Here is a 12,733-nt window from a genome sequence, read left to right as displayed (position 1 = left end):
CAGAGGAACCACGTTCGTTTAGTGCGCTTACCCGTTTCTTCAAAATCTATGTCCGTGGGTTTCGAGGGGCAAGTGAACTCAGAACCAGCTTGATGAACGCCAAATCAAAAAGTGAAGTGCATGTATTATTGGATAAATTTGGAAACAAAGAGCACGATGGGGCTGAGGAACATGAAAATTAGATGGGTAAGGGTCCACCATGAGAACCAAAAATATGAAAAAATTCTCGAATATGCTCGTTGGCTTGCGGCATCAACAACTGTTGGGCTGCCGGGAATAGGCAAAAAGCCCACAGGCGGGGGAGGCCACTGAAAAACGTTAAATAGAAAAGGGTGTAGCAAACTCAAAAAAATTGAGGGTGTTGCACCTTTTTTCGATATGAACAACGGGTCCGCTGGTCGGCTTCGACTTCTCGTTGTGTACGAAGAATTAAAAGAATGCGTTACTGAATGTTTAAATACCGATCTTCTTTAAGAGTTGTCAACCGACAACAACACCAACAATGGTGACAAGAACATTATCTCATTAATTGCCGCGTAAATCGCGGCTTTTTTATTTTATGGGATCAAGTTCGTGTCAAAACCCAATGACAAGAACTTGATCCCATTCCCGACGGATGTATTTCGACGGCATCTGGCTATTGGATTGGATTAAATACCTGTTCTCAGCTAACGGGAGTTTAGTACCAAATTTGTGTTAAAATAAGCCAAAAAAAATTAACCGACAGCGTGCGGTAATTCGAAAAAATGGCTCCTTACTTGCCGTACTCGTTTTTGCATAAATAAGGAAGAAAGAGCGCACTAAAAAAAAATAAAGGATTTAATTGGAGGGATTAGACCGCGATGAGGAAGCTTGGTTTTATTAAATCCCTTTTAAAAAAATCAGGAACGAAACCAACTATGAATCTTGATCATGAACCACAAAGCTAAAATCCAAATCTACAGGAGCTATACCCTAATTTGGAGCAAAATCAAGATATTCTTTACTCGATTTATGCCAAGTGTTCGGATGTGGTTTTCCGTTCCTTTAACATTGGTAAAAATACGAAAGCAATTCTAATTTATGTTGAAGGTTTATCTGATGCAGTGGGGATAGAGGAGTATGTTTTTACACCTCTCATACGTGAGGAGGAACTTGGGGAACGTACCGACATGCTGAAAGCCGTCGTACAGCGCTTGGCCGTAACTCAAGTGAAAGAATTCAACACCTTCCCCAAATGCATCGAATATCTTTCAAACGGCTTTCCGATCCTGTTGATGGATAACGAGACTCGCGGGCTCGCATTAGGGTTAACCAAATGGGAAAAGCGCGCTATTGAGGAGCCTTCAGCTGAGGCGGGGATCCGAGGACCTCGAGAGGGGTTTACGGAAACCTTACGAGTTAATACATCTCAAATTCGTCGGATTATCAAAAGTCCTCATTTAAAAATGGAGTCCATCATCATCGGAGAATACACGCAAACCAATATTGTGATCGCGTATATCGAAGGGATCGCGGATATAAGTGTAGTGAACAAAATAAAGCACCGGATCCAGAGCATTAAAATAGACGGAATTTTGGAGAGCGGATATATTCAGGAGATGCTACAGGAGTTTCCTTACACTCCTTTTCCGCAATTGCTTAACACGGAACGCCCTGATGTAACATGCGCCAATTTATTAGAAGGAAGAATAGCAATTATTACGGAAGGGACTCCTTTTGTCTTAATCGCTCCCATTACCTTTTCCTCCATCATGCAGAGTCAAGAAGATTATTATCAAGGATTTTTGATTGGTACTTTTACACGGTGGATGCGCTACGTATTTACCTTTTTCTCTCTCTTTCTTCCGTCGTTGTATGTGGCAATTCTAAGTTTTCATCAAGAGATGATCCCAGGATTCCTACTCCTCTCCATGGCAAGTTCCAGAGAAGCGATCCCCTTTCCGGCACTTGTTGAGGCCTTGATTATGGAGATTTTCTTTGAAGCGCTGCGTGAGGCGGGGGTACGATTGCCCAAACAAATTGGTGCAGCTGTCAGTATCGTTGGTGCGCTCGTCATCGGTCAAGCGGCAGTACAGGCCGGGCTCATATCAGCACCGATGGTGATTGTGGTTGCCATCGGAGGCATCTCTTCATTCATGATACCTAGATATATCACGGGGATTGCCATCAGAATGTTACGTTTTCCGATGATGATACTGGCAGGAACGCTAGGGTTTCTAGGTGTCATGATGGGCTTCATCGCCATTATTCTTCATATGCTACAACTACACTCTTTCGGCGTTCCATATCTATCTTCCCTGTCTACCCCTAGAATGAGAGAGCTTGGAGACACTCTCATCAGGTCGCCTCTGTGGTTGATGGATACACGTCCACACCTTACCGAGGGGATTAATCAATACCGTCAAGCCCCACAACAAAAACCGGCCCCAGGAAGGGAAGATGAGGGATAGTTTCTTTAGAAGGAACCGAACCATATGAAAACAAAACTGAACATAGTGATCGCCTTCCTGACTTGTTGTATAAGTAGTGGCTGCTGGGACCGTACGGAAATTAACGATTTGGCTCTGGTGACAGCAATAGCTTTTGATACTGCTGTCAATAATCAAGTTCAAATTAGCGCACAATTTTTCATACCCAAGAGTCTAAAAGGCTCGTCTGGTGAAAGCGGTGGCGGCGGCGGCGAACGACAAACCATTGTGCGCACTGAAAAAGGGGAAGATACGGCCGATGCGTTGTCGAAGCTTCAAGCCAAAATTCCTCGAAAATTATTTTGGGGACAATGTAAGGTATTCATATTCAGCGAAAACTTCGCGAAGAAGGGAATCCGGGAGCAATTCGATTTTTTAGTGCGTCACCCTCAGCCAAGAGAGCGCGCCTTTATTTTTGTCAGTGAAGGAATGGCATCTGAGACCTTGAAGGTGCTTCCTCCTCTTGAACGCACTTCAGCAACAGCACTGCGAAAACTAGCCCAAAACAAGACAGGAATTGGTACAACGATGGAACAAGTATCCATTATGTTAAAAGGCGATTCTCAATCAGCCATCATTCCGTTGATTAGAATTCTTCAGCCAGAAGATAAGGTGAAATCCTATGAAACGATTCCTTACATTTTTGGATCCGCCATTTTCAAGAAAGATAAGATGGTTGCGGAAATTTCAGAAAAAGAGACTCGAGGTGTAATGTGGATTAGGAATGAAATCGAGGAATTTACAAGTACCTTTAAGCTGAGTGACGGAAAGGATAAGGTGTCTTTAAATCCGGTTAAAGCAAGCGTAAAGCTAACACCCAAAATTGAAGGGGATCATTGGATCATCACCATGAAAGTAAAGACGGAAGGAGACATCGTACAAAACGGCAGCATGCTGAATCCGATGAAGCCTGAAGCTTTTAAAACGATAGAAAGGGCATTCAATGAAGATGTCCGCAAGCGGATCCTGCTTGCAATTCAAGTTGTGCAGCAAGAGATAAAGGTGGACGTATTGGGCTTCGCCTCAGAGTTTCACAAGAAATATCCTAAGGAATGGGAAAAAGTAAAAAACCAATGGGAGGACTTGTTCCCTAAAGTTGAAGTACGTACAGAAATTGAAGCTTATATATTAAGACCTGGTCTTACCAACTATCCAGGGGGAATACCCAATGAAGAGGTGGAGCAATGAATTGGGTTTTCTATGGAGCTACGGCAGCAGTTATATTGATCTTTTGCCGAGAATGGCCGAAGTTGAAACAAAAACCATTCAGAGATCGGGCCACGTTTGTTGCAATACTCCTTGTGGCATGGGTGATGTTCTACTTTGATCTGCCTCACACACCCGGTCCCCCACAACTGCTTCATGCCCTTTATAAACCGCTTATTAGGTTATTACTAGAGTAATAAGGGCAGTACATCATTGAGGAAGGTGACAACGGATGCTTGAGAAAGGACAAATTTCATCATTTCAACTTGCTGTATTACTTTATCCGACCGTACTGGCCACGGGCTTTTTAATCCTGCCTGCCACTTCGGCGTATTACGCCAAAAATGATATTTGGATGACGGGGCTTTTTACCTGTTTGTCCGGTTATTTGTCAATTACTTGTGCAGTCCAGCTGCACAGATTATACCCTAAAAAAACCGTAGCAGAATACAGTGAGCAAATCCTCGGAAAGATCCTCGGTAAACTTGTGGCAATGTTAATCACCTTTGATTTGCTTTACTCCACTGGTGTTATTGCCAGGCAATATGCTGAATTTGTAAAAGGGAACTTCCTATTCAATACACCGATTATGTTAATCATATCCTTGATGTTGCTTCTCGCAGCCGGTGCCGTTCTAGGCGGGGCGGAGATGGTTGCAAGAAGCGCAGTCATTTTAACTCCTATATTTGTACTCCCGATTTTCTTTCTCCTTTTGCTAATTCCCGACTTGCACTTAAATAACATATTTCCAATTCTGGCCCATGGAATTACCCCTGTCCTCAAGGGAGCCCTCGGACCTCAGGCTTGGGTATCTCAGCTCTTTCTAATGTCCTTCTTTTTACCCATCTTAAAGGATCCTCAAAAGGGTAAGAAATGGGCATTGCTTTCACTAGCTGCTATCATCGTCAGTATGTTATATATTAATCTTATTACCTTACTCTTGTTTGGTCCGGATGTAGGCAACAAAACGTTTCCTGTGTTGACTGCTTTTCGTTATATTAGCGTGGCCGACTTCTTCGAAAATTTAGAGGCCTTGCTTCTTGCTATGTGGGTTGCCGGAAATTTTGTGAAAATTGCGGTTTTCTATTATGTATCTACTTATTCTATCGGACAATGGATGAAGCTTTCGGATGTTCGACCGATCGTATTTCCAGTTGGTTTGCTGGTTTTGGTTTTTAGTTGGTGGGGGTTTCCGAATTATTTAAGTCTAGGATTACAAGGAAGATTGGTAGCGCCGTTCGATATCCCGTTATACCTACTGTTTATTCCGTTACTTCTCCTTCTTGTTGCCAGTATTCGCAAGAAAATTGCGGGGAAGAAATGAGACCCTTATAACCTTGCGAAACGGTGGCCATATCATTTTACACCAACGATGGGTGATCTCGCTTCGCACCTTCAGATTAAGCCCAATTGTACATCTCCGTCAGTTGGGGGGTTATTTGCGACTTCTCAATATTCAGGTGCTTGGCCTCTACGGTCATCCGTCGACGTTGAGGTTATCGATATTCAATTAACTGTTATCCAGACAACTTTAGTTCTAAGTAATAAGTATGGCCCCACAATTGAACTAACGGAAAACGATAGTGAAGGAGTTGCCTCGCGGCAGCTCCTATTTTGATCATTCAAGTAACGAGGAATTCAATGAAACTGCGACAATCTAGGGCCTCATTTTCTCGTCCTTGGCTGCCGCTGTTTCAATTTCTTTAGGTCTGTCTAAAACTTATATTATGAAGTGTGATGGAATTACAATCGAGAATCCGGTTGGAATAAAGACACCCATTTTAATGTTTTATTTTCTGCAGACAATATGCAGAGTAAGTACCTATCTTATGTTGTTTGTTGGTAGATGTTAATTATAAAAACCGCCGATGATACGAACTATCGCTATCACGTTTATCTGCGGCGCAGACGCTTATTTTCTAAAGATGGATTTATCAAGAAGGTATTGTCTGCTACGTTGAGATCGGTGCCGGGAGGAACGATTTCGTCGATTCGATCAAGGATATCCTCGTTCAATACCACATCCGCGCCAGCCAAAAGATTCTCGAGTTGCTCTGGCTTCCTCGGGCCAATAAGGACGGACGATATAGCCGGATGTGACAAGACAAACGCGATTGCCAGATGTGCTAATGGCATTCCCGTCTCTGTGGCAAGTTGAGTGAGCTGCTGGACAGCCGCCACTTTCAATTGATTCCCCTGTATCGAAAGGTCGAATGCACGCGTTTGCAGCGATGCGCGATTGCCCGCAGTTGGATCCACCCTTCCTGACAACCAGCCACTACTCAGAGGCCCGTAGGACAGGACACCCATTCGATAACGCTGCGTTGAGGGGAGCACAGCCGATTCGTTTGTTCTATTGAGTATTGAGTACCTTGGCTGCTCCGTGAGGAAGCGGTGATGATTGTGCTTATCTGCAACCCATTGTGCCTCGACGATCTGTTCTGCCGGAAAAGTGGAAGAACCAATAGCACGAACCTTGCCTGAACGAATTAGATCTGAGAGTGCTGAGAGAGTCTCACCGATGTCCGTATTCGGATCAGGACGATGCATCTGGTAGAGATCGATGTAGTCGGTGCCGAGTCGACGTAAACTATCTTCGACTGCGCGGATGATCCAGCGCCTCGCCCCCCCGCTCTGGTTGGCATCTTGTGCCATCGGTAAGCCAAATTTAGTTGCCAGCACCACCTTATCACGTTTTCCCTTAAGCGCCTTGCCAACAATCTCCTCGGACTCGCCCTTTGAATATACATCAGCTGTGTCAATAAAGTTGATACCGGCATCCATGGCAGTGTGGATCATGCGAACAGATTCTTCATGGTCGCTATTGCCCATTGCTCCGAACATCATCGTCCCAAGAGCGAACTCGCTAACCGACATGCCGGTTGCCCCGAGAATTCTGTATTTCATATATTTGACCTCCTTATTTTGAACAGTTGGAATTTCTGTGTTTGAAGATTCCATCTGCCCTCAACTTAATTATGAGTCAGTTGAGGTACAGGACGGTAGTCAAATGACCGCAAATCATTGCCTAATCCTCTCAATTAGGTTTATACCACCTCAAAAAGGGGATATAATGGCAAAAAAGGATAAGGAGGGAATATCATGCCGATTTCGTCTGCCCAGCAAGATCCCTTGGTTCCATATCAGAGAGAGTTGGCCCAGCTTATCGAAAATAATACAGACGGGGATGGGGTTCACCCTACAGTGATTCCGTCCCTTTCTATGATACGTGACTCGGTTACGACATTGCCTTCGTTTTCCGTCCATGAGCCGAGTATTTGCATCGTCGCACAAGGCACTAAAGTAGTTATTTTAGGGGAAGAGTGCTACAAGTATGGCCCCTCCAGCTATTTAGTCGTGTCCTTAGTTTCACCTGTTTCCGCACAAGTAATTCAGGCAACGCCGGATGCTCCTTATTTATGCATCCAACTCAAATTTGATCCGAAAGATGTTCTTAGCTTGATGAACGTTTCGGATCAGCCGCTCGCTGCCAAGGGAGATTCGCAGCGAGCTTTGTTTGTAGACAAAACGAAAACTTCTCTCTTGGATGCCGTTATCCGGTTGGTCCGGTTATTAGACAATCCGGAGGATGTATCAGTACTGTCCCCGTTGATTATACGAGAAATTTTATATCGGATCTTAAACGGAGGACAGGGAAATGCGCTTAAACAAATCGCCATGAGTGGCAGTAGCTCAAACCGAATTGCAAACGTTGTACAGCAGATTAAGCAGAATTACACCACACCTTTGCGTATTGAAGAGCTCGCCTCGATCGCCAACATGGCGCCTTCCTCTCTGCACAGGCATTTCAAAAAGGTCACCACTATGAGCCCACTCCAATATCAGAAGCAATTACAACTGCAGGAAGCACGCCGCATTTTATTGTCAGAATCTGCGGACGCCGCAGACGTCGCCTTTCAGGTCGGCTACGAAAGCCCCACCCAATTCAGTCGTGAGTACACCCGTCTATTTGGCCTTCCCCCAATCAGCGATATCAAACGACTGCGTGGAGAATAAGATTTTTATGATAGTAAAAGATAGAAGGTCTTGTTCTTATTTGTAATTCAACTTTTGTGCTTTAAAACACCGTTTCAAAACTTAAATTTGTAAATCATTTTTATTAGAAAAGCCAGCAAACCTTTGAGTTTGCTGGCTTCTTGCACTTCAAAATTTATTTGTCATGCAACATATTGTTATGTGTTTTTATGCAGTAAATTGTTATTACTCTCTACATGAAGAAACAACCCTAATTATTAGTGATTACTTCTTTATCAGATCGGAGGTCATCCAGCCTGGATTCAGGATGCGGAGTATCCCACATGTCCATGCTGCTTAGAGACTATGGTATGTATTGGACAAATGGATATGGAACAAGCAGCTGAAAGTGAGGGGATTTTCTATACTTTTCTATGAAGGGCTTGTCTGATTGCGGGCGTAAATTATCAGCAGACATGATGTTTTTACGTGTTTAATAGTCGGACATGTTAGGACTAGTAGGCATGTATCTTTGGCAAGAAAGCTTAAAATACCATGAAGGGCCATCCCGCAAAGGATCCTTAAAACTTGCCGTTACAGACAGCGCGGTGAACCGTACCATAGACGATAGGTCAGGTCATTACGCTAACGAAAAACGATAGTTGAGGGGCTTGCTTCGCGGCAGCTCTTCTTTTGTTTATTAAAGTAACGGGCAGTTTAGCGTGGTGATTGGCACAAAAAGTGGAGTATAATGTTGGTACTAATAACCAGCAATGGAGTGTCTTATTGTCCGCCCGAGTATTTTCATATCTAAACCAATTTTTATCAGTAGGAGGAAAATGATTGGGGAATTATCCAAAGTATGTAACGAGGGAAGCCATAGAAAGTCTTGTTGATAAATTGAGTTTACCTAAACCAGGACCATTTACCCAAGATTGGGAATACGAAGTGTCAGATGAAACAAGAATAAATGAATTTCTTTCTTCATATGAAAATTTAAGTATGAATGAAGAAGAAAAATTTGCTTTGATGATAGTAATTATTGGGTCACTCAATGACGCTATTGAAAAAGGTGACGTTGATGCATCAATATTGAGTAAAACAAAAGAGCTACTATTAAATGAAATATCTATCCATAAAAATACATTAATATATTGGTCATTAGAAAGTGAGGATTTAGAGGATTGTTTTGCCATAACTCCATTTATTAGATGTGTTAAGGAGATGATATAAACCAAACCGGTAGTAACGAAGGATCTGCAAGCATGGAGAGAAAAACTGGTGCGCAGCAGTCTGCGTTGAACGAAGGTAAGTCGAAATATATATAATGGGGGTGTGTACTTGTTATTAAAGACCGTGCGTGATAAAGAGTCATTATTACAAAAACATGACGTAGAGGCTAACCTTGTAGGGTTTCTCCCTAAAATAAATATGAGTAAGTGGGAAGAGTTAGTTACCCAACTTAGTGTTGTTCTTCCTGACACTTTGAGAGAAATATACGTAGAGGAAACCAGTGGATTTATTTTCAAATGGAATGCTTCAAAAGAAAAGTTTGGTGATTCTTGTAAAAGAGGTTATCTACACTTCCTCTCACCTGAAGAAATAATTGTGACTTACCGCGAAATGCTTGAAATAGTTCTGGAATCTAGATGTAGCACAGAGATTGGTTCGAATGTTGGACTTCAGGCTTTAGTTATGGATTGGCCGAACTGGATACCTATTATGAGTTTCCCTAATGGAGATTCTTTTTGCATTGATGTTAAAAGAAATTTATCTATTGTTTTCTTAGAGCATGATGTGATGGATGGTGGACCATATATCCATGGAACAACAATTGCAAAAAACCTTGAGAATTTGCTAGATCTATGGAGTCAAATTGCTTTTACTGATGTATTTGATTGGTCAATTTGTTGTACAGAGGATGGAATTGATCTTGAGAATCCTATGTTTAGGAGCATTAGATCGTTACGCTAACGAAAGAACTAGCGTAATAACCAGGGAGCAGCTCGCCACAGGGCAACTGCTCCCTGGTTTTGTTAAAGTAACGTGAGGATAGTTAAAGTTAAAAGATGAATATTTCTAATTGTAGGTTTACTATTCAAGGGGGTAAGCATTATGCAAAGTAAATTAGAACAAGACATTATTACAACGGCAGAAAGTTTCGCAAATAATTTTTCTGATAAAGGAAATTTTGATTATAGCGTGCAAAGTCTACGAAAACTTGACGACATTTTAGAAGAGTTATGCGAGTATCAAATAGATGATGATACTATAGATTCTGTTTCTTCAATGGCTGGAAGTTACATATTTGAAGTGGCAAGAAGGAATTATGGTGGACAGTACATTTGGGTACAAGAGAGAGATCAACCTGTGTTGGTTACTGGAGAGCCTGAATATTCAATTTCTATATTTGCATTCGATAAAGTTAGAGGCAGAATTCGGAATGGTAAAGAAGATGATATACCATATTATTTCGATGGCTATATCGAGGCAGTTGAAAAAGGTAAGAATACAGGATATAGAGCTACAATAGTGTAAAGAAGCTTAGGGAATTAAACTATCGAAAAACTATAGTTAAACTGTGAAGGGCTGCCAAGTGGCCCCTTTGCTCAGCTAACGGGAGATCATTAATACGAAAAGATTAGGGTCCATGAGTCAATCCTAGAAAATTAATAAGCATCCCTAGGTTACCTTAATGTTGGTCTAAAGTTAGTAAATAGTTAAGTTTATAATTTAACAAACCAAGAAATAGGATTGAAATAATTAAGATTATACGATTAAACCATTTGTTCGGTAAAGGTCGTATGAAAGTATCCCACAGCCTGCGCTGAATTGCCACGTGCAAAAATATAATAAATGGTAATATTAAAAGGCCGATGGAAACCAAAGCAAGAAGTACAGCCACACTGTATGCGACCATAAAAAGAGTAAGAGATATGAAAGATTGCATCAGATACATCGCAATTGAATAGATATTAGAACGCATTGTACACTAAGTCTGGTTTGCCATCCATATCTGTCACCTACCCCAATCTCTTCAGAAATCTTCGATATCTTGATTCTACTTACCTTTCTTCTACAATACAAATATATCCCCTGTTCTTAACGAAGTAACGATCAGGAAATCAAATCTACTAATGACTGTTCTCAACTAACAGGCAGATATCTATAATTGGAAGGATTCATTTGTCTTTGCCGCCCCGTTATACATCCAATATAATTAAGGTCATCAAGGTTACACATAGGAGAAACTCACCAATGAAAAAGCTATCCAATATTTTCGTAACTGCCTTGGCCCTATCCCTCATTGGGTGTAGCGCACCAACGCAAAAGGCCGCAGTTACAAAGAACTCGACGACGACTCAGCCGATTAGTTCAAGTAGTTCTACCCAGTCCGCTTCGTCGGCAAGCAGCTCCACTAGTTCGGAGTCCGAGATTCTGGCCAAGCTCATGACCTATACCAATGCACAGTCGCCAGGCCCCACGAAGGACTATTACTGGGAGAACGGGGCTGCCCGCTTGTCGGGATTCGATGCCATGAAGGCAGGTGACTATCACTTCACATCGGACAGTCAGGGGCGCTCGGCCACTGCTCGGGCGGTTCTGACCTATGCGGAGTTCAAGGCTTCGAAAGGCGAACGACAAGGTACGCCACTCGATCCACCTGCTTGGCCTGCGCACAATCCCAAAGTGGCAATTGGTTATTCTTTGACCGGCAAGACCTATCATGGTTATCTCTATAATCGCAGTCATTCGATTGCGGATAGTCTGCTTGGCAAGGGCTCTTACACTTCGCCCTATAATTTTACGACAGGCACGCGCAGTCAAAACGTCGGCGCGGATCAGAATGGCGGTATGCGAGCGACAGAAGAGAAGGTAGAACGTTTCTGGAGTAGCCATGTCAATACCAGCGTGACGATTGAATATGAAACGACCCCGCTGTATTCCGGTAACGAGACTATACCGCGCGGCTCCATCGTCGATGTGAAGTCGTCTGATGGCTCACTCAATTTCGAGATTATCGTCATCAACGACGCGGAAGGGCATACTATCAACTACAACAACGGCGCAGATACCAGCATTTCGCAATAAGCGCCTGCCGCGCTAGCGACCCAGCGGCGCATAAATAGCTGTTGAAGTAACGGGTGCGATAGTAAAATAAAGGAAGTTATTGAGGCTGCCGTGAATATTTACGGTAGCCTCGTTAAGCTAAAGGGCAGTTTAGCGTGGCGGCCAATCAACTAGGTGGTAGCTTACTCTCAATTATTTGGAAGGAAAGTTCTACACTTTCGCGAATTCATTAGACATGCCGAAGTTACGAATTTCGCAAAAAAATCGCGGTAGATCATTGGAAAGAGCATTTTAGTTTTCTATATCTTCATAGAAAGGTGATTACGCATGAACCAAAGACCGTCAGAAGAAGAATACGCCGGGGACGCCGGCGAATATATCCGGTTGGTGCCGGAAGGCAACATCATCGACATTCTGCACGCCCAGGAAAAGCAAATGACCGGGCTGCTGGCATCGTTGACCGAAAGCCAGAGCGCCTATCGGTATGCGGAAGGAAAATGGACGCTGAAAGAAGTCGTGGGCCACATCGCAGACAGTGAACGCGTCATGACCTACCGCCTGCTCCGATTTGCAAGAGGGGATCAGACGCCACTGCCCGGTTTTGACCAGGAATTGTTCATTCCTCCTTTCGGAAGCTGGACAACCGCGCAATTGGCCGAAGACTACCGGGCCGTACGGCAATCGACGATCACACTGCTGCGCGGGTTACCGACGGAGGCGTGGTCCCGCAAGGGCACAGCCAACAATGTAAGCATTACGGCGCGCGCCCTCGCTTACGGCATCGCAGGACACGAGCTTCATCACATGGGGGTCATCCGAAATCGTTACTTGAGTTAGTCATCCTTACTTTATGGCACCCTTCCCGCCCCGTTCAAAGACTGAAATGAAGAGAGGACAAGACGGGTTAAAAAAAACAGCAGCGATTGGTTGCTGACTGGAGTTTGTCTAAAAATGAATAGCAAATAATAATCTCAAACAAGAAAAAGTCATTCAGCTAACAGGAAACTATAGTTTAATCACGACATTAAGGC

The 12,733-nt window shown here is 43.2% G+C and carries 11 protein-coding genes and 1 pseudogene; 11 read left to right on the top strand and 1 reads right to left on the bottom strand.

Going from position 1 to position 12,733, the window contains the following annotated elements; genetic code table 11:
• The 5 genes and pseudogenes from GQF01_RS36205 to GQF01_RS02930 form a co-directional block, all read left to right on the top strand.
• A pseudogene (locus GQF01_RS36205) lies at positions 1-182 on the top strand (tRNA-dihydrouridine synthase); the annotation flags it as partial.
• On the top strand, positions 172-312 hold the full coding sequence (locus GQF01_RS02945; RefSeq protein WP_161405397.1) for a hypothetical protein: 141 nt from the start codon (positions 172-174) through the stop codon (positions 310-312). The pseudogene GQF01_RS36205 and the gene GQF01_RS02945, both read left to right, overlap by 11 nt.
• Before the next feature lie 647 nt (positions 313-959).
• Complete coding sequence (locus tag GQF01_RS02940; protein WP_161405396.1) at positions 960-2,432, top strand: spore germination protein; 1,473 nt, start codon at positions 960-962, stop codon at positions 2,430-2,432.
• A 24-nt stretch (positions 2,433-2,456) separates the two neighbouring features.
• On the top strand, positions 2,457-3,638 hold the full coding sequence (locus GQF01_RS02935; RefSeq protein WP_161405395.1) for a Ger(x)C family spore germination protein: 1,182 nt from the start codon (positions 2,457-2,459) through the stop codon (positions 3,636-3,638).
• A gap of 250 nt (positions 3,639-3,888) precedes the next feature.
• Entirely contained in the window at positions 3,889-4,980 is a 1,092-nt protein-coding gene (locus GQF01_RS02930; RefSeq protein WP_161405394.1) for a GerAB/ArcD/ProY family transporter, read from the top strand.
• 569 nt (positions 4,981-5,549) lie between these two features.
• Here GQF01_RS02930 and GQF01_RS02925 read toward each other — a convergent pair.
• Positions 5,550-6,563 (bottom strand): aldo/keto reductase, encoded by a 1,014-nt coding sequence (locus GQF01_RS02925; protein WP_161405393.1) that lies wholly within the window; start codon positions 6,561-6,563, stop codon positions 5,550-5,552.
• 195 nt (positions 6,564-6,758) lie between these two features.
• Between GQF01_RS02925 and GQF01_RS02920 the strand changes: the two genes are divergently transcribed.
• The 6 genes from GQF01_RS02920 to GQF01_RS02895 all read left to right on the top strand — a co-directional run bounded on the left by GQF01_RS02920 (position 6,759) and on the right by GQF01_RS02895 (position 12,539).
• Positions 6,759-7,673, top strand: a complete 915-nt coding sequence (locus GQF01_RS02920) for an AraC family transcriptional regulator (RefSeq protein ID WP_161405392.1) — start codon at positions 6,759-6,761, stop codon at positions 7,671-7,673.
• Positions 7,674-8,474: 801 nt separating this feature from the next.
• The gene (locus GQF01_RS02915) at positions 8,475-8,864 is read left to right on the top strand and encodes a hypothetical protein (RefSeq protein ID WP_161405391.1); all 390 of its coding nucleotides are present in this window, start codon (positions 8,475-8,477) and stop codon (positions 8,862-8,864) included.
• 108 nt (positions 8,865-8,972) lie between these two features.
• Positions 8,973-9,605 (top strand): SMI1/KNR4 family protein, encoded by a 633-nt coding sequence (locus GQF01_RS02910; RefSeq protein ID WP_161405390.1) that lies wholly within the window; start codon positions 8,973-8,975, stop codon positions 9,603-9,605.
• Between the two features lie 141 nt (positions 9,606-9,746).
• Positions 9,747-10,169 carry a hypothetical protein gene (locus tag GQF01_RS02905; RefSeq protein ID WP_161405389.1) on the top strand — a complete coding sequence of 141 codons (423 nt, stop codon included), beginning with the start codon at positions 9,747-9,749 and terminating at the stop codon, positions 10,167-10,169.
• 720 nt (positions 10,170-10,889) lie between these two features.
• On the top strand, positions 10,890-11,723 hold the full coding sequence (locus GQF01_RS02900) for a DNA/RNA non-specific endonuclease (RefSeq protein ID WP_161405388.1): 834 nt from the start codon (positions 10,890-10,892) through the stop codon (positions 11,721-11,723).
• Between the two features lie 306 nt (positions 11,724-12,029).
• Entirely contained in the window at positions 12,030-12,539 is a 510-nt protein-coding gene (locus GQF01_RS02895) for a DinB family protein (RefSeq protein WP_161405387.1), read from the top strand.
• Positions 12,540-12,733: the final 194 nt, after the last annotated feature.

This window comes from Paenibacillus silvestris, from assembly GCF_009882985.1.
GTDB classification, from domain to species: Bacteria; Bacillota; Bacilli; order Paenibacillales; family NBRC-103111; genus Paenibacillus_E; species Paenibacillus_E silvestris.
This window is presented reverse-complemented; position numbering and strand designations above follow the sequence as displayed.